The sequence below is a fragment of the Streptomyces sp. NPDC021356 genome, assembly GCF_040641015.1.
Lineage (GTDB): Bacteria > Actinomycetota > Actinomycetes > Streptomycetales > Streptomycetaceae > Streptomyces.
Genome location: NZ_JBFACU010000033.1, coordinates 81,136 through 102,721 on the forward strand (window position 1 = coordinate 81,136; position 21,586 = coordinate 102,721).

18 protein-coding genes are annotated in these 21,586 nt (G+C 73.1%); 13 read left to right on the forward strand and 5 right to left on the reverse strand.

Annotation, left to right across the window (positions count from 1 at the left end; genetic code table 11):
* Positions 1–17: 17 nt before the first annotated feature.
* From AB0G56_RS33160 to AB0G56_RS33170, 3 genes are all read right to left on the reverse strand, one after another.
* Positions 18–1,352, reverse strand: coding sequence for a coenzyme F420-0:L-glutamate ligase (locus tag AB0G56_RS33160; protein ID WP_360976916.1), 1,335 nt, complete (start codon positions 1,350–1,352; stop codon positions 18–20).
* On the reverse strand, positions 1,349–2,308 hold the full coding sequence (gene cofD, locus AB0G56_RS33165; RefSeq protein WP_360976919.1) for a 2-phospho-L-lactate transferase: 960 nt from the start codon (positions 2,306–2,308) through the stop codon (positions 1,349–1,351). Before cofD ends, AB0G56_RS33160 begins: the two co-directional genes overlap by 4 nt.
* Before the next feature lie 170 nt (positions 2,309–2,478).
* Positions 2,479–3,015 carry a cysteine dioxygenase family protein gene (locus AB0G56_RS33170; RefSeq protein WP_360976922.1) on the reverse strand — a complete coding sequence of 179 codons (537 nt, stop codon included), beginning with the start codon at positions 3,013–3,015 and terminating at the stop codon, positions 2,479–2,481.
* Between the two features lie 712 nt (positions 3,016–3,727).
* Between AB0G56_RS33170 and AB0G56_RS33175 the strand changes: the two genes are divergently transcribed.
* From AB0G56_RS33175 to AB0G56_RS33185, 3 genes are all read left to right on the forward strand, one after another.
* Positions 3,728–3,991 (forward strand): WhiB family transcriptional regulator, encoded by a 264-nt coding sequence (locus AB0G56_RS33175; RefSeq protein WP_003975777.1) that lies wholly within the window; start codon positions 3,728–3,730, stop codon positions 3,989–3,991.
* Between the two features lie 192 nt (positions 3,992–4,183).
* Positions 4,184–7,996 (forward strand): glycosyltransferase family 2 protein, encoded by a 3,813-nt coding sequence (locus tag AB0G56_RS33180; protein ID WP_360976925.1) that lies wholly within the window; start codon positions 4,184–4,186, stop codon positions 7,994–7,996.
* On the forward strand, positions 7,993–9,507 hold the full coding sequence (locus AB0G56_RS33185) for a DUF5719 family protein (protein ID WP_360976926.1): 1,515 nt from the start codon (positions 7,993–7,995) through the stop codon (positions 9,505–9,507). The genes AB0G56_RS33180 and AB0G56_RS33185 overlap by 4 nt, the downstream gene beginning before the upstream one ends.
* 74 nt (positions 9,508–9,581) lie before the next feature.
* Here AB0G56_RS33185 and AB0G56_RS33190 read toward each other — a convergent pair whose 3' ends face one another.
* Entirely contained in the window at positions 9,582–10,031 is a 450-nt protein-coding gene (locus AB0G56_RS33190) for a metallopeptidase family protein (RefSeq protein WP_360976967.1), read from the reverse strand.
* A 293-nt stretch (positions 10,032–10,324) separates the two neighbouring features.
* Here AB0G56_RS33190 and AB0G56_RS33195 point away from each other — a divergent pair, with 293 nt between their 5' ends.
* The 8 genes from AB0G56_RS33195 (at position 10,325) to AB0G56_RS33230 (ending at position 19,123) form a co-directional block, all read left to right on the forward strand.
* Entirely contained in the window at positions 10,325–10,750 is a 426-nt protein-coding gene (locus AB0G56_RS33195) for a DUF3499 domain-containing protein (protein WP_360976929.1), read from the forward strand.
* 191 nt (positions 10,751–10,941) lie between these two features.
* Positions 10,942–12,306 carry a phosphomannomutase/phosphoglucomutase gene (locus tag AB0G56_RS33200; RefSeq protein WP_360976932.1) on the forward strand — a complete coding sequence of 455 codons (1,365 nt, stop codon included), beginning with the start codon at positions 10,942–10,944 and terminating at the stop codon, positions 12,304–12,306.
* Positions 12,307–12,464: 158 nt separating this feature from the next.
* Entirely contained in the window at positions 12,465–12,635 is a 171-nt protein-coding gene (locus tag AB0G56_RS33205; protein ID WP_078936097.1) for a Trm112 family protein, read from the forward strand.
* A 363-nt stretch (positions 12,636–12,998) separates the two neighbouring features.
* Positions 12,999–14,126 (forward strand): SIS domain-containing protein, encoded by a 1,128-nt coding sequence (locus AB0G56_RS33210; RefSeq protein ID WP_360976935.1) that lies wholly within the window; start codon positions 12,999–13,001, stop codon positions 14,124–14,126.
* A 171-nt stretch (positions 14,127–14,297) separates the two neighbouring features.
* Complete coding sequence (gene manA / locus AB0G56_RS33215; protein ID WP_360976938.1) at positions 14,298–15,449, forward strand: mannose-6-phosphate isomerase, class I; 1,152 nt, start codon at positions 14,298–14,300, stop codon at positions 15,447–15,449.
* A gap of 220 nt (positions 15,450–15,669) precedes the next feature.
* Complete coding sequence (locus tag AB0G56_RS33220; RefSeq protein WP_360976941.1) at positions 15,670–16,650, forward strand: cation diffusion facilitator family transporter; 981 nt, start codon at positions 15,670–15,672, stop codon at positions 16,648–16,650.
* Positions 16,651–16,904: 254 nt separating this feature from the next.
* Positions 16,905–18,362 (forward strand): adenosylhomocysteinase, encoded by a 1,458-nt coding sequence (gene ahcY / locus AB0G56_RS33225; protein WP_360976943.1) that lies wholly within the window; start codon positions 16,905–16,907, stop codon positions 18,360–18,362.
* Between the two features lie 143 nt (positions 18,363–18,505).
* The gene (locus AB0G56_RS33230; protein WP_360976946.1) at positions 18,506–19,123 is read left to right on the forward strand and encodes a hypothetical protein; all 618 of its coding nucleotides are present in this window, start codon (positions 18,506–18,508) and stop codon (positions 19,121–19,123) included.
* Between the two features lie 63 nt (positions 19,124–19,186).
* Here AB0G56_RS33230 and AB0G56_RS33235 read toward each other — a convergent pair whose 3' ends face one another.
* The gene (locus tag AB0G56_RS33235) at positions 19,187–20,119 is read right to left on the reverse strand and encodes an RDD family protein (protein WP_360976949.1); all 933 of its coding nucleotides are present in this window, start codon (positions 20,117–20,119) and stop codon (positions 19,187–19,189) included.
* A gap of 131 nt (positions 20,120–20,250) precedes the next feature.
* On the opposite strand from AB0G56_RS33235, the gene AB0G56_RS33240 reads away from it, so the two are divergent.
* Complete coding sequence (locus tag AB0G56_RS33240; protein WP_360976952.1) at positions 20,251–21,258, forward strand: stage II sporulation protein M; 1,008 nt, start codon at positions 20,251–20,253, stop codon at positions 21,256–21,258.
* Between the two features lie 114 nt (positions 21,259–21,372).
* Positions 21,373–21,586, forward strand: a 214-nt coding sequence (locus tag AB0G56_RS33245) for a hypothetical protein (protein WP_360976955.1), incomplete at its 3' end; no start/stop codon positions are given.

A 21,586-nucleotide genomic window follows, 5' to 3' on the forward strand; every position in this document is an offset into this window, starting at 1 on the left:
GCGCCGGCCGGGCCGCCTCACCGCACCTCGACGAACGTCCCGGCGTCCCGCTCGGGCCGGGGACTCGGCGGCTCCGCCGGATGACCGACCGCCACCGCCCCCATCGGGTCCCAGTGCGCCGGCAGGGCCAGCACCTCGCGCACCACGTCCCGGCAGAACATCGTCGAGGACACCCACGCCGAGCCGAGCCGTTCCCCGGCGAGCGCGACCAGGAAGTTCTGCACGCCGGCGCCCGCGGCGACCACGAACATCTCCCGCTCGGCCCCGTCGCGCCGCGCGTCGCCGTAGCTGTGCGAGCCGTCCATGACCAGGCAAGGAACCACCAGGTACGGGGCATGGCGCAGGACGTCCCCGCGGCGGACCCGCTTGGCGACGGACTCCTCGCTCTTGCCGTCCCGCCGCAGATCGGCGATCCACGCCTCGCGCATCGCGTCCAGCAGCCGGGTCCGCGACGCCTCGGACTCCAGCAGCACGAACCGCCAGGGCGTCGTGTGGTGCGGCGCCGGCGCGGTCACCGCCGCGGCCACCGCGCGCCGTACGGCACCGGGGTCGACGGGCTCGTCGGTGAAGGAGCGCACGGTCCGCCGCTGGGTCACCGCCTCCCGTACGGCCTCGGAGGTGCCCAGCCGGAACATGTCGTCGCGTGCGTCGCGCACCAGGGCCCGTGCGCCCGGGGCGCCGTCGTCCGCCACGAGCACGTGCCCCAGCCCGCGCACCACGGCGACGGGCAGCCCCGCGGCCTTGCCCTTGACCAGGTCGCCCGCGGCGGCGAGTTCGTCGGCGGTGGCGACGACGGTGGCGCTGAGCGGGTTGCCGTGGGCGTCGGTGCCGCCGCGCAGGTCGTCCAGGACGCGCAGGCCGGCGGCGCCGATGGCGACGTCCGTGAGCCCGGCCCGCCACGGGCGGCCGAAGGTGTCGGTGACGACGACGGCGACGTCGACCCCGAGGGCGGCGCGCAGACCGGCGCGGATCGCCCGCGCGGAGGCGTCCGGGTCCTCGGGGAGCAGCAGCACCGTGCCGGAGGGGGTGTTGGACGCGTCGACACCGGCCGCCGCCATGACCAGGCCCTGCCGGTTCTCCACGATGCGCAGCGGCCCGCGCCGCGCCACGACCCGTACGGTCTCGGCGTCGATCGCCGCCTCCCGGTCGGCGGCCTCGACGACGCGTCCCTCCGCCTTGGAGACGATCTTCGAGGTGACCAGGAGCACGTCCCCGTCGGCCAGGGCGGGCTCCGCGGCGGCGATCAGCTTGGCCAGGTCGTCGCCCGGTGCCACCTCGGGCATCCCGGGCAGGGCCCACGCGCGGAACGCGGGCGCCGCTGCGCCGGCGCCTGCCGACGGCGTGCCGCTCATGCTCCCCGTACCTCCTCCGCCAGCGTCAGCGCCTCCCGCGCCATCTGCGCGGTGGCGTCGAGGTCGGTCATCATCAGCGGCACCGCCCGGCAGCGGATCCCGGCCTCCTCGACCCGCTCCACCACCCCCGCGTCGACGGTGTCGACGAGCCAGCCGTCGAGCAGCCCCGAACCGTAGTGCTCGGCGACCGCCGCGGCGGTGGACTCCACGCCGACGGCGGCGAGGACCTTGTCGGCCATCCCGCGCACGGGCGCGTCCCCGACGATGGGGGACAGGCCGACCACCGGCACACCGGCCTCGGCGATGGCCTCCCGGATGCCGGGCACGGCGAGGATGGTGCCGACGGAGACGACGGGGTTGGACGGCGGGAAGAGGATCACGTCCGCCTCGGCGATGGCTTCCAGGACGCCCGGTGCGGGCTTGGCCTGCTCGGCGCCGACCGGCACGACCGCCTCGGCCGGGACCGACGCCCGCAGCCGTACCCAGTACTCCTGGAAGTGGACCGCCTTGCGCTCGCCGTCGATGTCCACCGCGACGTGCGTCTCGACCCGGTCGTCGGACATGGGGATCAGCCGCACCCCGGGCTTCCACCGGTCGCACAGGGCCTCGGTCACCGCGCTGAGCGGATAGCCCGCGCCGAGCATCTGGCTCCGCACGATGTGTGTGGCGAAGTCCCGGTCGCCGAGCCCGAACCAGTCGGGCCCGACGCCGTAGGCCGCGAGTTCCTCCTTGAGGTGGAAGGTCTCCTCCGCCCGGCCCCAGCCCTGTTCCTCGTCGATGCCGCCGCCGAGCGTGTACATCACCGTGTCGAGATCCGGGCAGACCTTCAGCCCGAAGAGGTGGATGTCGTCGCCGGTGTTGCCGATGACCGTGACGTCCGCGTCCGGCACGGCCCGCTTCAGACCGCGCAGGAAACGGGCACCGCCGATGCCGCCTGCCAGAACCACAATGCGCATGGCCCAAGTCTGGCAGGCGGGTACGACAACGGGACACGCGGACGCCCGGAACGCCTCACGCGGACGGCACGCGACGCCTCACGCGGACGGCACGCGACGCCTCACGCGGACGGAACGCGACGCCTCGCGCGGACGGAACGGAGCAGGGCACGCGACCGCCCGGGCGCGGGTCAGGCGTTGACGGCGGCGGCCGCTTCCCGGGCGTCGGGGGCGGCGGCGCACCGGGCGGCGGTGTGCGCCGTGTGCGCCGGGTGCATGGGCATCTCGGTCAGGCCCGGGAAGTAGACGTGCAGGCTGACGGCCGGGCGCAGCGCGTCGTTGACGACCTCGTGCACGTATCCCGGTGCGAACACGCGCTGCTGACCGGCCTCCAGCGCGCGCGTGCCCCGCGGGGTGCGCTCGGTCAGGGTGCCGTCCAGGACGGTCAGGACCCCGGAGGAGCGGCCGTGGTCGTGCACTCCGCTGCCCTGCCCCGGCACCCAGGACAGCAGCCAGACCTCGTAGCCGGGGGCGGCGCGCAGCCGGTGGTACCAGCGGGTCGTCGCGTCGTACCGGACCAGGTGCTCCCATTGGGCGCGGTCGGCCGCGAGGGACCTGGCCAGGCCGACGAACTCGGCCACGGTGACCGGGTGCTCGCGCGGTGCCTGGAGGAGGTGCGGGACCTCGAGGAGGTCGCCCGCGATCTGGAGGTCGCTGTCGCTGTTCATGAGGTGCGGTGGTTCCTCGAAGGAAGCTCGGAGAAGCTCGGGGAAGATCGGCGATCGGCAGGACCGCGGATCGGCGGACCGGGCGCCGGGCCGCGCAGGGGGCCCGGACGGCGACTGGAGCGGGCGCGCGGGGCGCGGGGCTCAACAGCCGCAGCGGCGACAGCTACAGCGAGCGCGGGCAGCACCGTGGGACCCGGCGGTGCGGGTCGAGGTGAGTACCGAGTTCGCGAGCATGCCCACAAGGACATCGGTTCACACCAGGGCTGTCAACTCGCGGCCCGGAATGTGGGACCTGTTTCACCTCATCCGGTTCATCTCTCAGATGAAAGGTTTGCTCAGCGGGAGACCGGGACACATGGCGCACATGCCGGGCGCGCAAGCCCCGTTGCGATCCCGTGATCCGAATGTGATCCGCTTCGCTTCGGCGCACGGTCCGGAACGGGATCGAAGGCCTGGGCGTCCTTCCCTTTGCGGGCTCCGACGGGAGCCCGTGCGGGGCGGGCGGCCTTCGAGCCCCCGGCTGTGTGTCAAGGTTTATGCCGATTTGAACACTTTCCGCATGGCCTTGGTTCCGCAGAGTGAATAAGGGGCTCAATAGCAGATCTCGGCTTGACTCGCCCGGAGCAGCACACTTGTAATTTCACTCGTGTCGTTCAGCCGGTATCGGTAACGGCTACATCACGGGGACGCGAAAGACAGACGAGGGGCGCACATGACCGAGCTGGTGCAGCAACTGCTGGTCGACGACGCGGACGAGGAACTCGGCTGGCAGGAGCGCGCGCTGTGCGCCCAGACCGACCCCGAGTCCTTCTTCCCCGAGAAGGGCGGCTCCACCCGCGAGGCCAAGAAGGTCTGTCTCGCCTGCGAGGTCCGCTCCGAATGCCTCGAGTACGCCCTCGCCAACGACGAACGCTTCGGCATCTGGGGCGGCCTTTCCGAGCGGGAACGGCGCCGCCTGAAGAAGGCCGCGGTCTGACCGCCGACCGGGACGCCGGGCACCGCACATCCCCCCAGAATCCTCACGAACGGCCCGTCGCAGGTGGGTTATCCACAGGCGGCGGGCCGCCGTCATGGCCAGCCAGTAGTGTGGTCGCTCGTCCGAGACGCCCCGCTGCCCCAGGCGGCACAGGCGTCCACCGCACCCACCGAACCGGGGCCGTGTATCTCGATGTCCGTGCACAGCCATACGGCAGCCCACTACGACGCCGCACCGCCGTCGGACCCCCCGCGCGCCACGCAGTTCGCTGCCGCGCAGTCCGAGACGGACCGTCCGCCGGAGTTCCCGCGGCACGTCGTGACCGCCGTCCTCGTCTCCCACGACGGCGCCCGCTGGCTGCCCGACGCGGTCGCCGGGCTGCTCGGCCAGGAACGCCCCGTGCAGTACGCCGTCGCGGCCGACACCGGCAGCGCGGACACATCCGCCCAGGTCCTCGGCGACGCCCTCGGCGACGACCACGTGCTCCACCTCGCCCGCCGCACCGGCTTCGGCCAGGCCGTCGAGGATGCCGTCCGCACCGCCCCGCACCTCACCCCGGACGAACTGCCCTACCTCAAGCGCCCCAGCGGCTGGGACCCCGTCACCCGCAGCTGGCGTGACGACGCCTACGACCTGCCCGACCTCCCGCACGGCGAACCGGTGCAGTGGCTCTGGCTGCTGCACGACGACTGCGCTCCCGAACCCGACGCCCTCGCCCAGCTGTTGCGCGTCGTCGACAACGAGCACGAACTCGGCCGCGACGACGTGGCCGTCGTCGGCCCCAAGCTCCGCGGCTGGTACGACCGCCGCCAACTCCTCGAAGTCGGCGTCAGCATCGCCAACTCCGGCCGCCGCTGGACCGGCCTGGACCGCCGCGAACAGGACCAGGGCCAGCACGACCACGTCCGGCCGGTCCTGTCGGTGTCCACCGCCGGCATGCTGATCCGGCGTGACATCTTCGAACAGCTCGGCGGATTCGACCGCCGGCTGCCCCTGATGCGCGACGACGTCGACCTGTGCTGGCGCGCCCACGCGGCCGGCCACCGCGTCCTCGTCGCCCCCGACGCCGTCGTCCGCCATGCCGAGGCGGCCTCCCGCGAGCGCCGCACCGTCGACTGCGTGGGCCGCACCGCCGCCTCCCCGCACAAGGTCGACAAGGCCGGCGCCGTCTACACCCTCCTCGTCAACACCCGCACGGCGGCACTGCCCTGGGTGCTGGCACGCATCGTCCTCGGCACCGTGCTGCGCACCGTCGCCTACCTCGTCGGCAAGGTCCCCGGACAGGCCCTCGACGAGATCCGCGGCCTGGCGGGCACCCTGCTGCGTCCCGAGCGGATCATCGCGGGCCGGCGCGTACGCGGCGCCTCCCAGATCGACAAGGGCGAGCTGCGCGCCCTGTTCCCGCCGCCCGGCGCAACCGTCCGCGCCACCGTCGAACAGGTCGCGGGCAACCTCGTCGGCAGCTCCGACCCGGAGGCCTCGGCCGCGGGCCGGCACGGCGGCGCCGTCGAGTCGGGACCCGGCGGCGAGGACGCCGACTACCTGGAGATCGAGCAGTTCGCGCGCCTCAAGCGCATCGCCCGCAAACCGGGCCCGGTGCTCTTCCTGGCCCTGCTGCTCGTCTCCCTCATCGCCTGCCGCGGCCTGCTCGGCGGCGGCGCCCTCGCGGGCGGTGCCCTGCTGCCCGCCCCCGCCGGTTCCGGCGACCTGTGGTCGCGCTACCTGGACGCGTGGCACCCCGTCGGCTCCGGCGGCACGACCTCCGCGCCGCCCTACCTGGCGATCATGGCGCTGCTCGCGTCCCTGCTGCTCGGCTCCACGGGCCTCGCCGTCACCGTCGTGCTCGTCGGCTCGGTGCCCCTGGCCGGGTTCACCGCGTACTTCGCCTCCCGTCCCCTCGTCCCCTCGCGCCTGCTGCGCGCCTGGGCGGCTGTCGCCTACGCCTTCCTGCCCGCCACCACCGGAGCACTGGCCGGCGGACGCGTCGGCACCGCCGTGCTCGCCGTCCTGCTGCCACTGATCGCCCGCGCGGGCATCGCGGCGAGCGGCCTCACCGCACCCCCCGGCGCGCGCGGCAGCTGGCGCGCCACCTGGGCGTACGCCCTCCTGCTGACCGTCACGACCGCCTTCACGCCCATCGTCTGGCCCATCGCGCTCGTCCTCGGCCTCGCCGTCCTGGCCGTGCGCCGCCGCGACCTCGTGGCCCACCTGCTGCGCTTCCTGGCCCAGTTGCTCACCCCGCTGCTGCTGCTCGCCCCCTGGTCGCTGACGCTGCTGCCGTCCGGCTTCTTCAAGGAGGCCGGTCTCGAGTACGGCTCCTCGGCGGCCTCCGCCCTGGACCTGCTGGGCGCCACCCCGGGCGGCCCCGGCACCGTGCACGGGCTGATGCTCATCGGAATCGTCCTGGCCGCGCTCGCCGCCCTGCTGCGCTCGCAGCGCCAGTTCGCCGTCTGGGCCGCCTGGTCGGTGGCCCTGGTGTCGTTCGTCTTCGCCGTCCTGTCCAACGGCTCCGCCTGGGCCGGGCCCGCGACCCTCGTCTACGGCATCGCCCTGCTGAGCGCCGCCCTGCTCGGCGCCGACGGGGCACGCTCACGCGTGGCCGAACAGAGCTTCGGCTGGCGCCAGCCGGTCGCCGCGCTGATCGCCTTCGCCTCGGCCGCCGGCCCGCTGCTCGTCGTCGCCGGCTGGATGATCCGCGGCGCCGACGGCCCGCTGGAGCGGCGCGACCCCGTGCAGGTGCCCGCGTTCGTCGCCGAGGAGAGCAGCACCCGCGACCAGGCCCGCACCCTGGTCCTCGACAGCGACTCCCCGGCCCACGTCGGCTACATGCTCGTGCGCGGCTCCGGCGTGCGCATGGGCGACGCCGAACTGGTCTCGGCGGACGGCGGGAACAGCAGACTCGACAAGGTCGTCGCCAACCTGGTCGCCGGCTCGGGCGCCGACCAGGCCGGCCAGCTCGGCGGCTTCGCCGTGCGCTACGTCCTCGTCCACAAGGGCGCCCCCCGCGAGATCAGCCGCGTCCTGGACACCACCCCCGGCCTGTCCCGGCTCAGCCAGCAGGACGGCAGCGCCCTGTGGCGTGTGAACCAGGAGGTCTCCCGCGCGGCCGTCCTGCCCGCCCAGGGCACCGCCTCCGGCTCGGGCACCGCCGCCGCGCAGCCCGTCGCCGCCGGTCCCGTCGAGATCCACACCACCATCCCGTCCGGTTCCGCGGGCCGCGTACTGCGCCTGGCCGACTCCGCCGCCGCGGGCTGGACCGCCACCCTGGACGGCAAGCCGCTCACCCGCACCACCGTCGACGGCTGGGCCCAGGGCTTCCAGCTCCCCGCCTCCGGCGGCAGGCTCGACGTCACCTTCGACGCCCCGCTCGGGCGCACCGCCTGGCTGTGGGTCCAGGGCGCCCTCGCCGTCGTCCTCGTCGTGCTCGCCCTGCCCGGCCGCCGCCGAGACGTCGACGACGACCTGCCCGAGGAGCAGCCCGTACCCGCGCAGGCCGTCACCGGCGAGGGCCGCCGGGTCCGCCGGCTGCGCGCCCAGGCCGAGTCCGAGGACCCCGGCCAGGAGACAGCGGCACCGGACCCGGAGAGTGCGCCCGCGCCGGCGGAGGGCGCCCCGGCCGCCGTACCGCACCAGCAGTCCTACGGCGAGTGGGACACCACCGCCTACGCCGGGGCTCCGGCGGGCGCGGACTACGGCGCCTACGGCGACCAGCAGTACCAGGCCGCCGCCCAGCCCCAGCAGTACCCGGCGGGCGCGTACGACCAGACGTACCAGGGCGGCCAGGCCGACCCGTACCAGAGCGGCCAGTACGACCCGTACGCGTACGGCGGCGGCCAGGCAGCGCCCGCCTCCTACGGCCAGACCTACCCCCAGTCGTACGGGGAGCAGCCCTACGAAGAGCAGCCCTACGGCGAACGGCAGTACGGCGAGCAGCCGTACGACCCCGCACAGCAGCACCACCCGCACGGCAACGGCAGTGAGCGCCCCGACGGGAGCCAGCAGTGAACCGCACGACCCTGTCCCTGATCGCCGGTGTGGCCGCGCTCGCCGCCGTCACCGGATTCGCCGCGCTGGAAAGCCCCGACGCGGCAGGCGCCGGCCCCGCGAAGGCCGCCGCCCAGCTCCCCGTCGAACGCACCACCCTGGTCTGCCCGGCACCGAGCAGCTCCGACATAGCCGACACCTCGTACACCTCGTTCACCCCTGTGACGAAGGGGACGGGCAGCGACGGCAAGGCGCAACTCCAGCCCGCCACCGAGCAGTCGGACGGCGGCTCCTCAGGCAAGGGCAAGGGGAAGGACGGCGGCAAGAACAAGGCCGGCCGGCCCGCCCTGCAGCCCAAGACGCCCGGTACGCCGGTCGCCGGGGACACCTCGGGCGGGGACGCGCCCGCGCTGATCGGCACCGCCGAGGGCAAGTTCGCGCCCGGCTGGACCATGCAGCAGACCACGGAGGTGGCGGCGGGCGCCGGACGCGGCCTGCTGGGCGTGGACTGCACCGCTCCGGACACCGAGTTCTGGTTCCCCGGCGCGAGCACCGCCTCCGGCCGCTCGGACTACGTCCACCTGACCAACCCCGACGACTCCGCCGCCGTCGTGGACATCGAGCTGTACGGCAAGGACGGCGCCGTGAAGTCGACAGCGGGGGAGGGCATCACCGTCGCCCCGCGCTCCAGCGAGGCCGTCCTGCTGTCCACCCTCGGCGACACGCGGCAGGAAGACCTCACGGTGCACGTGAGCGTGCGCAGCGGCAGGGTCGGCGCGGCGGTGCAGGCCCTCGACGACAAGAACGGCGGGGACTGGCTGGCGGCCGCCGCGGACCCGGCCGCCGACCTGGTGCTGCCGGGCATCCCGAAGGACGCCACCTCCGTGCGGCTGATCGCCTTCACGCCCGCCGACGCCGACACCGACCTGAAGGTGAAGCTGGCCTCGCCCACCGGCCTGATCACCCCGGCCGGGCACGAGACCGTGCACCTGAAGGGTGGCACCACGGCCGCCGTGGACCTGGGCGACGTCACACGCGGGGAGGCGGGCTCACTGGTCCTCACCCAGGCCTCGTCACCCGTGCCGGTGGTGGCCGCGTTGCGGGTGACCCGGGGGAAGGGGAGCAAGCAGGAGACGGCGTTCATCCCGGCGTCCGGCCCGGTCGGCACCCGGGCGACGTCCGCCGACAACAGCGCGAAGGGGTCCACGCTGTCCCTGACGGCCCCCACCGCCGCCGCGCAGGTCAAGGTCACCGCGTCGGCGGGTACCGACGGCGGGACGGCGGCGTCGCAGACGTACTCCGTCAAGGCGGGCACCACCCAGGACATCACCCCGCCCCGCCCGGCCGGCCTGAAGGGCACGTACGCCCTCACGGTGGAGTGCCTGTCCGGCGGTCCGGTCTACGGGGCGCGCACCCTCACGGCGACGGTGGAGGGCGCCCCCGGCTTCACGGTCCAGACCCTGCCGGACGACCGCGGGACGGTCTCGGTCCCGCACACGGACGAGGACGTGACGGTCCTGCAGAAGCCGTGAGCGCGAGCCGGGCCGCCCGGCTCGCGCCGGTGCCGTGCTCACGGACTTGCGCGAGGCGCCGGCCGGGCCGACGCTCAGTCCTCCCCGTAGCGCGGGTCCACCGTCTCCGGGGTCAGGCCCAGCAGCTCGGCCACCTGCTCGACCACGATCTCGTGTACCAGCGCGGCCCGCTCGTCACGGCCCTTGCTGCGGATCTCCACCGGCCGCCGGTAGACCACCACCCGCGCCCGGCGCCCCTCAGCGGCGGGAACGGTGTCGCCGAGCGGCACCGGCTCGTCGCTCCAGGCCTGGCCCGGCCCGGCCGGACGCGGCACCTCCAGCACGAGGAAGTCGATGTCGGCCAGCTGCGGCCACCGCCGCTCCAGCCGATCCACGGAGTCCTGCACCAGGTCCGCGAACGCCTCGGCACGGCTCGCGGCCAGTGGCACCTGCGGCGGGGCGATCGGGCCGCGCATGCCCCGGCCGTGGCGATCACGTCGTCGGGGCCCGGGCGCGGCGCCAGGGGGCGGTACACGGTTGTCCATCACTGGTGAAGGGTAGTCCCGGGCAGGCCCCCGCGCCTCGTTCCGGATGCCGTCCCGGCACCGTGGCGTCCGCGTGGAGACCGGTCACCCGAGGCCGGTTCCGGCCAAGCTCGGACTCGATTCCGTATCTCTCCGGGACCGCCGAACTCAAGGCAATTGACGGTGTTCGTACCCAATCGTGACCGGAACAAGAGGTGTTCGAGACCCCGACATCCGCCGTCCGCGCAGGTCAGTAGGGTGTGTCGGAAGGAGTGTGTGGGGTGTTTCACAGCACGACACGGGGGAGTGACCTGGTGGAGAGTCGTCGCGGCCCGCTCAAGAGTGCGGTACCGTCCAACGTCGTGAGCCCTGTACGTCGCTGTTCGCGCACCGCTTGCGGCCGTCCCGCCGTAGCGACGCTGACGTACGTCTACGCCGACTCGACCGCCGTCCTCGGCCCGCTCGCCACCTACGCCGAGCCGCACTGCTACGACCTGTGCGCCGAACACTCCGAGCGCCTCACCGCCCCGCGCGGCTGGGAGGTCGTCCGGCTCCTCGACGGTTCGGCCCCCGCCCGGCCCAGCGGCGACGACCTGGAGGCGCTGGCCAACGCCGTGCGCGAGGCGGCCCGTCCTCAGGAGCGGGCGGCCGAGGCCGGTGGCGGCGGCGCCCGCGGGGCCGACCCGATGGAGGTCGCGCGCCGCGGCCACCTGCGGGTCCTGCGCTCGCCGGACAACTGACAAAACCGTTCACCACGGCCCTGGTCGGGCACGACGTCCCCGTTCTCCCCATCCTCCGCCGCGCGTTCCGCCCCGCTCGGCGCGGTCCCCCTCCCACGCCACCCGTCACCCGCCACTCGCCTCGTGCGTCGGCCGCGGCGTCCGGGACGGGTAGTTTGTGGGGACCGATAGGGACTTCAGAAGGGTTGGCCGTGGCTGCTGATCTGTCGCAGATCGTCAAGGCGTACGACGTGCGCGGGGTGGTCCCGGACCAGTGGGACGAGTCGCTCGCCGAACTGTTCGGGGCGGCCTTCGCCGAGGTGACCGGTGCGGACGCCATCGTGACCGGGCACGACATGCGGCCCTCGTCACCCGGCCTGGCCCGCGCCTTCGCCCGCGGCGCGGCGCGGCTCGGCGTCGACGTCACAGAGATCGGACTCTGCTCGACGGACCAGCTGTACTACGCCTCGGGCGCGTTGGGCCTGCCCGGCGCGATGTTCACGGCCTCGCACAACCCGGCGCGGTACAACGGCATCAAGATGTGCTGCGCGGGCGCCGCACCCGTCGGCCAGGACACCGGGCTGACCGAGATCCGCGAACTGACCGAGCGCTGGCGCGAGTCGGGCGCCCCGGAACCGGCGGCGCGCACGGGAACCGTCACCCGGCGCGACACGTTGGAGGAGTACGCGGCACATCTGCGCTCCCTCGTCGACGTGACCACCATCCGCCCTCTGAAGGTCGTCGTCGACGCGGGCAACGGCATGGGCGGCCACACCGTGCCCACGGTCCTCACCGGCCTGCCCGTAGACCTGGTCCCCCTGTACTTCGAGCTGGACGGCACCTTCCCCAACCACGAGGCCAACCCGCTCGATCCGGCCAACCTCGCCGACCTGCAGAAGCGGGTCCGCGAGGAGGGCGCCGACCTCGGGCTCGCCTTCGACGGGGACGCCGACCGCTGCTTCGTCGTCGACGAACACGGCGAGCCGGTCTCCCCGTCCGCGATCACCGCGCTGGTCGCCGCCCGCGAACTGGCCCGGCACGGCGGCCGGGGCGTGATCATCCACAACCTCATCACCTCCTGGTCGGTCCCGGAGGTGGTGAAGGAGAACGGCGGCACACCGGTGCGCACCCGCGTCGGCCACTCCTTCATCAAGGCCGAGATGGCGAGGACCGGCGCGATCTTCGGCGGCGAGCACTCCGCGCACTACTACTTCAAGGACTTCTGGAACGCCGACACGGGCATGCTGGCCGCCCTGCACGTCCTCGCGGCGCTGGGCGGCCAGGACGGCCCCCTGTCGGCCCTCGTCGCCCAGTACGACCGCTACACCGGCTCCGGTGAGATCAACTCCACGGTCGCCGACCAGGCCGGCCGCCTCGCCGCGCTCAGGGCCGCCTACGCCGGCCGCGACGACGTCACCCTCGACGAACTCGACGGCCTGACGGTCACCGCCGCCGACTGGTGGTTCAACGTGCGCCCCTCCAACACGGAACCGCTGCTCCGGCTCAACGCGGAGGCGCGTGACGCCGCGGCGATGGCCGAGGTCCGCGACGAAGTCCTGCAGATCATCCGGGGCTGAGGCACCGGCAGCCCCCGGCAGGCACCGGCCGAACACCTGCAGGACACCGGCGGGCACCAGCCGGGCCGACCCCCACCACCGGGCCCCCGACCGGCGGTACGCTGACCAGGCACGTCCGTACAACCACACACGCACCCCGCGTCCCGAAGGGAACCCCCATGCCGCTCGAAGCCGGCCTCCTGGAGATCCTCGCCTGCCCGGCCTGCCACGCCCCCCTCGAGGAGCAGGACACCGAGCTGATCTGCACCGGTCAGGACTGCGGGCTGGCCTACCCGGTCCGCGACGGCATCCCCGTGCTGCTCGTCGACGAGGCCCGCCGCCCCGCCTGACCCCCGCCGGACCGCCGCCCCGACGGCGCGAGGCCCGGCCGCCGCCGACCGGAGGACCTGCCGGCGCCGGGACACGAGCCCGCGGCCCGGCCCCCGGAAGACCGCCCGCCCGGCCCCCGCCCACCGTCGCCCGGCTCCCGCGGACCGGCCCGACCCCGGTCCGCGAGCCCGCCCAACGGCCTACCGCCCAACGGCCTACCGCCCAACGGCCTACCGCCCAACGGCCTACCGCCCAACGGCCTACCGCCGACCAGCCCCACCCGCCGTCCGCGACCCGCAGTCCAGATGCCCCGCCGTCCCGACCACCCGACGTTCCGACGCCCCGGTGCCCGGCGTTCGGCACCCGATCGGAGGCTGCCGCCCATGCTCGACGAATCGCTGCTCGACGCCCCGGAGGCGCTCGCCGCCGCCGACCACCGCGGACTGCTCCGCGGTGCGGCCGAGGCCGGCGCCCGCGTCCGCACCGCCGCCCGGCACGCCGCGGAGGCGGGCGTGGGCGGCCTCAAGCCCGACGGCCGCCCGCGCGCCGTTCTGATCGCCGGCCCCGGCGCCGCCGCCACCCACGCCGCCGACCTGCTCGGCACCCTCGCCGGAGCGGGCAGCCCCGTCACCCGGCTGGCCCCGACCGGCGTCGCCTCCGCCTCCGGCGCCCTGCGCTGGGAACTGCCCGGCTGGGCCGGCTCCGTGGACCTGCTGCTCATCGCCACCCCGGACGGCACCGAGCCGAGCCTGTCCGCCCTCGCCGACCAGGCCTACCGCCGCGGCTGCACGGTCGTCGCCGTCGCCCCGGCCCACACCCCGCTCGCCGAGTCCATGGAAGGCGTCCACGGCCTGTTCATCCCGATGGCGACCGCCCCCTACGACCACGACGAACCCCTCGCCGGATCCGCACCCGGTGTGCTCTGGGCGCTGCTGACCCCGCTGCTCGCGCTCCTGGACCGCGTCGGCCTGCTCACCGCCCCGCCCGACGCCCTGGAAGCCGCGGCCGACCGGCTCGACCAGATCGCAGAGCGCTGCGGACCCGCCATCGCCACGTACAGCAATCCGGCCAAGACCCTCGCCGCGGAACTCGCCGACGCCCTGCCGGTGATCTGGACCGAGGGCGTCGCGGCAGGCCCCGCGGGCCGCCGGTTCGCCGCCGTTCTCGCCGAACTGTCCGGCATCCCCGCCGCCGTCGCCGAACTCCCCGAGGGGCTCGCCGCGCACGGCGCCCTGCTCGCCGGCCCGCTGGCCGCCAGCGCCGACCCCGACGACTTCTTCCGCGACCGCGTCGACGAGCCGCCCGCCCTGCACGCCCGCGTGGTGCTGCTGCGCGACCGCCCGCTCGGCGGCCTCACCGCCGCCCCCTCCGCCCGTGACCTGGCCCTCAGCCACGACACGCCGATCAGCGAGCTGGAACCGGAGCCCGGCGGCGAGATCGAGAGCCTCGCGGAACTCATCGCGGTCACGGACTTCACCGCCGTCTACCTGTCGCTCGCCTCCAGGGCCTGACTCCAGGACCCGACCCGAGACGAGCGGCCCGATACGACCGTCCGGACACAACCGTCCGGACACGACCGTCCGGACACGCCCGTCCGGACACGACCGGCCCGACACGACCTGGACGCCCGGATCGCCGTACGACGGGGTGCGGTGGCTGACCAGAACTGCAGAGAGAAGCGCATGGACCGCCTCGACAACACCATCCGCCCCTACGCCTGGGGTTCCCCCACCGCCATCCCGCACCTCCTCGGCGTCGAACCGAGCGGCGAACCGCAGGCGGAGATGTGGATGGGCGCCCACCCGGGCGCGCCCTCGCGCACCGCGCGCGGCACCCTCGTCGAGGTCATCGACACCGACCCGGAGCGGGAACTGGGCGCCGAGGCGGTCGCGAAGTTCGGCCCCCGCCTGCCCTTCCTGCTCAAGATCCTCGCCGCCGGCGCCCCCCTCTCCCTCCAGGTCCACCCCGACCTCCGCCAGGCCAAGGAGGGCTACGCCGACGAGGAGCGCCGCGGCGTCCCCGTCGACGCCCCGCATCGCAACTACAAGGACGCCAACCACAAGCCGGAACTGATCTGCGCGCTCACCGAGTTCGACGGCCTGTGCGGCTTCCGTGCCCCCGGCGAGGCCGCCGACCTGCTCGCCGCCCTCGACGTTGACTCCCTCAAGCCCTACGTCGACCTGCTGCGCGCCCATCCCGAAGAGGCGGCCCTGCGCGAGGTGCTGACCGCGATCCTCACCGCCGACCCCGAGGAGATGACCCGCACGGTCACAGAGGCCGCCACCGCCTGCGCCCGCCTCGGCGGCGACCACGCCCCCTACGCGGGCATCGCGCACCACTACCCCGGCGACCCGGGCGTCCTGGCCGCGATGCTCCTCAACCACGTCCGCCTCCAGCCCGGCGAGGCACTCTTCCTCGGCGCCGGCATCCCGCACGCCTACCTCAGCGGCCTCGGCGTGGAGATCATGGCCAACTCCGACAACGTCCTGCGCTGCGGCCTGACCCCCAAGCACGTCGACGTCCCCGAACTCCTGCGCATCGTCCGCTTCGAGGCGGGCGACCCCGGCGTGCTGCGCCCCGAGGCCGCCTGGGACGGCGAGGAGGTCTACGAGACGCCCATCGACGAGTTCAGGCTGTCCCGCTACGTCCTCCCGGCGGGCGCCCCGGCCCACGACCTCACCCTGCGCACCCCGCAGATCCTGCTCTGCACCGCCGGTTCCGTACGGGCGGGCGAGCACGAACTCACCCCGGGCGGTTCCGTGTTCGTTCCGGCGGGCGAGAAGGCCGAGGTCGCCGGTGCCGGCACGCTCTTCCGCGCGACGGTCGTCGTCTGACCTGCCTGACGTGCGCGCCCGGGCCTGTGGTGACCTGACGTACCGCTGCCCGGCGGGGCTGCAACAATGACCCACCGGCAAAGGGCGGGCAAAGGGCGAGGCCGGGCACGGACACGTGCGCAACAGGGGCGTTCGACCCGTACGAAGGCGCACGAAGGTGTGCGAACACGTACACACCCCGTACGAAGGTGACACGAAGGCGAAGGGACAACGCGAACACATGAGCGCGTCAGGCGGAACCAGGGCGATCGTGGCGGCACTCGGCGCCAACCTCGCGATCGCGGTATCGAAGTTCGTGGCCTTCGCCTTCAGCGGCTCCTCGTCGATGCTCGCCGAGGGCGTGCACTCGGTCGCCGACTCGGGCAACCAGTTCCTGCTGCTGATCGGCGGCAAGAAGGCCCAGCGCGAGGCGACCGAGCAGCACCCGTTCGGCTACGGCCGCGAGCGCTACATCTACGCCTTCCTGGTCTCCATCGTGCTGTTCTCCATCGGCGGCATGTTCGCCATCTACGAGGGCTACGAGAAGATCAGCCACCCGCACGAACTGGAGAACTGGTACTGGCCGGTGGCCGTCCTCACCTTCGCGATCTGCGCCGAGGGCTTCTCCTTCCGCACGGCCATCAAGGAGTCCAACGAACTGCGCGGCAAGCTCTCCTGGGCGCAGTTCATCCGCCGCGCCAAGGCACCCGAGCTGCCCGTCGTCCTCCTGGAGGACTTCGGCGCCCTGATCGGCCTCGTCCTCGCCCTCGGCGGCGTCGGACTCTCCCTGCTCACCGGCGACGGCGTCTGGGACGGCATCGGCACCGTCTGCATCGGCGTGCTGCTCGTCCTGATCGCCCTCGTACTGGCCGCCGAGACCAAGTCACTGCTGCTCGGTGAGGCCGCAGGCGCCGACGTGGTCGAGAAGATCAAGACCGCCACCATCGACGGCGACACCGTCACCGGCATCATCCACATGCGCACCCTCCACCTCGGTCCGGAGGAACTGCTCGTCGCCGCCAAGATCGCGGTGCGGCACGACGACACCGCCGCCGAGGTCGCCACCGCCATCGACGCCGCCGAGTCCCGTATCCGCGCCGCCGTCCCCATCGCCCGCGTCATCTACCTCGAACCCGACATCTACAGCGAGGCGGAGGCCGCCAAGGGAGCGGACCCCGAGGCCACCCCCGGCGGACCGAACCCGCACGGCGGCGGCCACTGATCCACGAACGGCCCGATCTGTGCGGAGGCGGACTGGGGCCGCAGGGCACTGCGGTGTAGCTTGGGACGGAGCCAGACGTCGCTGCTGATGGCGGTCGGGCGGCCCGAGGACGGGCCGGCCGAGGGAGAGAGGGCCTCCGACGGACTGCGCTGCGCGCACGCGGGCATGCCTGTGTCCTCCTCGGGCACCCCTGTGTCCGCCGCCGCGCAGGTCAGCCGTACCCACCTCGACCCGATCCCGAGGAGCAGCCCGTAATGACGACTGTCGACAGCCGACAGGACTTCAAGGTCGCCGACCTGTCCCTGGCAGAGTTCGGCCGCAAGGAGATCACCCTCGCCGAGCACGAGATGCCCGGCCTGATGGCGATCCGCAAGGAGTACGCGGAGAAGCAGCCGCTGAAGGGCGCCCGCATCACCGGCTCCCTGCACATGACCGTGCAGACCGCCGTCCTCATCGAGACCCTCACGGCCCTCGGCGCCCGCGTCCGCTGGGCGTCCTGCAACATCTTCTCCACCCAGGACCACGCCGCCGCCGCCATCGCGGTCGGCCCCCACGGCACCCCGGAGAACCCCCAGGGCATCCCGGTCTTCGCCTGGAAGGGCGAGTCCCTGGAGGAGTACTGGTGGTGCACGGAGCAGGCGCTGACCTGGCCCGACGCCGCCACCGGCGGCCCGAACATGATCCTCGACGACGGCGGTGACGCCACCCTCCTCGTCCACAAGGGCGTCGAGTACGAGAAGGACGGCAAGGTCCCCCCGGTCGACACCGCCGAGTCCGACGAGCACCGCGTCATCCTCCAGCTGCTGACCCGCACCCTGGGTGAGAACCCCCAGAAGTGGACCCAGCTGTCCTCCGAGATCCGCGGCGTGACCGAGGAGACCACCACCGGCGTGCACCGGCTGTACGAGATGCAGCGCGACGGCACCCTCCTGTTCCCGGCGATCAACGTCAACGACGCGGTGACCAAGTCGAAGTTCGACAACAAGTACGGCTGCCGGCACTCCCTGGTCGACGGCATCAACCGCGCCACCGACGTCCTGATCGGCGGCAAGACCGCCGTCGTCTGCGGCTACGGCGACGTGGGCAAGGGCTGCGCGGAGTCGCTGCGCGGCCAGGGCGCCCGCGTGATCATCACGGAGATCGACCCGATCTGCGCCCTGCAGGCGGCGATGGACGGATACCAGGTCACGACCCTGGACGACGTCGTCGAGACCGCCGACATCTTCGTCACCACCACCGGCAACAAGGACATCATCCTCGCCTCCGACATGGCGAAGATGAAGCACCAGGCGATCGTCGGCAACATCGGCCACTTCGACAACGAGATCGACATGGCCGGCCTCGCCAAGATCCCCGGCATCGTCAAGGACGAGGTCAAGCCGCAGGTCCACACCTGGACCTTCCCGGACGGCAAGGTGATCATCGTGCTGTCCGAGGGCCGCCTGCTCAACCTGGGCAACGCCACCGGTCACCCGTCGTTCGTGATGTCCAACTCCTTCGCGGACCAGACCCTGGCCCAGATCGAGCTGTTCACCAAGCCCGACGAGTACCCGACCGGCGTTTACGTGCTGCCCAAGCACCTCGACGAGAAGGTCGCCCGCCTCCACCTCGACGCGCTCGGCGTGAAGCTGACCCGGCTCCGTCCCGAGCAGGCGTCGTACATCGGCGTGGAGGTCGACGGCCCGTACAAGGCGGACCACTACCGCTACTGACCGCTCCCACGGACCGACCCGCGAGCCACACCGCAGGCTCGCCCGGTCCACCGGATCCCCGGTCCTCCGAGACAGGCCCCCGCACCCCCGTGCCGGGGGCCTGCCCCGTTGACCGGACCGGCCCGTCAAGCCCCAGGACCCCCATGCCTCGCGGCCGCTATTCGCTCCACGATCCGCACGATCACACCCCCTTCGCGGAAGAACACTTCCAGTGCGCACCGGGCCCTTCGGGCTGGCGCTACGTCTCCCAGGTCACCTCCCCCTCGGGCGATCACCGCGGCTCGGTCGATCTCGCACTCGACGCGCTCGGCCGCCCCCTCCGTCTCGAACTGCACGCGGGCGGCTGGCAGGTGCGCGGCGCCGCCCTCGACGGCCTCACCTGGGTGCGCACCGACCCCACCGGAACCCACGCCACCGAAGGCAATGTGCGCGCCCACGCCTTCACCGGCACGTCCCCCGCGTTCCTCGTCGCCACCGCTCGTCTCCTGCGCCTCACCCCCTCGGCCTCCGCCACCCGCGTACGCCTCGTCACCTTCACGGATCCGGTCCTCGCCCCCCGCACCGTGGACCAGTCCTGGGCCCTGGTGAAAAGAGAAACACACGCCACTGACAACGGCCCCCTGGCCGTGGACGAATACCAGGTCACAGCCCTGGACACGGGCGAACGGCACACGGTGCACCTCGCCGGCGACGTCGTCCTGGCCGCCCCCGGCGTCGAGCTGGAGGACCTCCAGTCACCGCCGTCCGTCTTCGAGGCCTGAGCGCGGACCGAGCCCCCCACCGGCCCTGCGACGAGCGCCAACCGGACCTCCGGCCGCCCGGGCCTACGAGGGCGGCACGAAGCCCGTGGCGGGCGGCTCGCCCCCGCCCGGCCCCCGAGGCGCGACAGGCGCCGGAGGCGGCGCCACCGGCGGCTGCGGAACGGCAGGCGACGGAGCCGGTGCCGGAGCATGAGCCGAAGACGCCGGCGGCGCGACGCGCGGCTGCGCCGCGGGGACGTCGGCCGAAGAGTTCCCGAACGCCCGCCGGGCTTCCCGGACCTGCCGCTCCTGCAACACCGCTGCCAGATACATCGCCGGCGGTACCTCGGCCGGCGCCGGAGTACCGGTGCACGCGGAGAGGTCGGCGGCGAGGCGCTGCGCGATGCCCCAGCCGACCTGCGGGTCCAGCTGACCCATCCGCGTCAGGTACTGGCGCACGGCCAGCCACAGCCCGTCCGGCACAGCCGACAGATCGAGCGCCGAGAACCGCCCGGCCAGCCACGGCGGCGGAGGCGGTGCCGGAACCGCCTGCCCGGCCGGTATCCGTTCCCGCACGACGAGCGTCCCCGCGAACACGTCGCCCAGCCGCCGCCCCCGCGCCGACACCAGCGAAGCGATGCAGGCGACGACCCCGAACGTCATCAGAATCTCCACCACGCCGATCGCGCCACGCACCAGCGCATGCCGGAACCGGATGGGCCCGCCGTCGTCCCGGACGACACGCAGCCCGCACGCCACTTTGCCCAGGGAGCGCCCGTGACTGAGCGTCTCGACCGCGATCGGCCCACCCACGAGGACGAGCAGGAAGGTCGCGATCGACAGCGCGATCTGCGCCGCCGCGTCCAGCGAGGCCGTGGCAGCCAGCAGCCCCACGCTCACCGGGACGTAGACGGCCATCGCCACGACGAGGTCGAGCAGTACGGCCAGCGCCCTGCTGGGCAGCCTCGCCGGACGCAGCTCCAGCGCCACCGCCTCACCCGTCACCAGCTCGCTCACGCCCCGCCGCCCTTCCCTGGCCTGCCCCGAAGACGGCCAGTCTGCCAAGCTGAGGGCCGTCGCGTCGCAGTAGGACAAGCCGACACATCCGGCGGACAGTCGACCAACCAGCCGAGGAGCAGGCAGACACGATGGACCTGGACGTCTTCGTCTCCGCCCACCGAGCCGAGTGGGACCGCCTCGAAGCACTGCTCGGCCGTCGGCGCCGCCTCACCGGCACGGAGGCCGACGAACTGATCGTCCTCTATCAGCGTGCGGCCACTCACCTCTCGCTGATCCGCTCCAGCGCCCCCGACCCACTGCTGACGGGTCGGCTGAGCCAGCTGGTGGCCCGCGCGCGCGGAGCGGTGACCGGAACCCGCCGGGCCTCATGGCGGGACGTCACCCGGTTCCTGCTGGAAGGCTTCCCCGCGGCGGTCTACCGAGCGCGGCACTGGTGGGTGCCCACTGCACTCCTCTCCGTCGCCGTCGCCGCCCTCCTGGGCTGGTGGATCGGCACGCACCCGGCGGTCCAGGCCACCATCGCGGCTCCTGCTGAGCTACGACAGCTCACCCGTCCCGGCGGCGAGTACGAGACGTACTACTCGGACCACCCCGCGACCGCCTTCGCCGCCCAGGTCTGGACGAACAACGCCCAGGCCGCCGCCATGTGCCTCGTCCTGGGCGTCTTCCTGGGACTGCCGGTCCTGTGGGTCCTCTTCGAGAACATGCTCAACCTGGGGGTCGGGATCGGACTGATGTCCTCGGCCGGCCGGCTCGACACGTTCCTCGGCCTGGTCCTGCCGCACGGCCTGCTCGAACTGACGGCGGTCTTCGTGGCTGCCGGTACGGGACTGCGTCTCGGCTGGACCCTGATCGACCCGGGCCCGCGCTCGCGCCGCACAGCCCTGGCCGAGGAGGGACGGGCAGCGGTGGGCATGGCCATAGGACTGGCCCTGGTCCTGTTCGTCTCCGGCGCGATCGAAGGCTTCGTCACCCCCTCCGGCCTGCCCACCTGGGCTCGCATCGGCATCGGCATCGCGGTGGAACTGGCCTTCCTGGCCTACGTCTACGTCCTGGGCGGCCGTGCTGTGCGCGCAGGTGACACGGGAGACGTGGCGCCGACCGAGCGAAGCGCCACCGTGCCGACAGCCGCCTGATGTGCGTTTCGGCCCGCTGAGCTGCTAGTCTCCTCTTCGCCCCACCGGAGCCGTTGACACGGAGCGGGTGGGGAGGTAGATTCGAACAGTTGCCTGGAGCTGGACCTGGTCCAGATGGGCGGCAGTGAACATCTATCTGCTTCCGGAATCGGTATCGATTACGAAGAAGCCCCCGATAAATCGGAAAGCGAAGCCCGGTCAGACCGGCTGAGAACTTCTGATAAAGTCGGAACCGCCGGAAAGGGAAACGCGAAGCGAAAGCGGAGCGGGAACCTGGAAAGCACCGAGGAAATCGGATCGGAAAACGGTCTGATAGAGTCGGAAACGC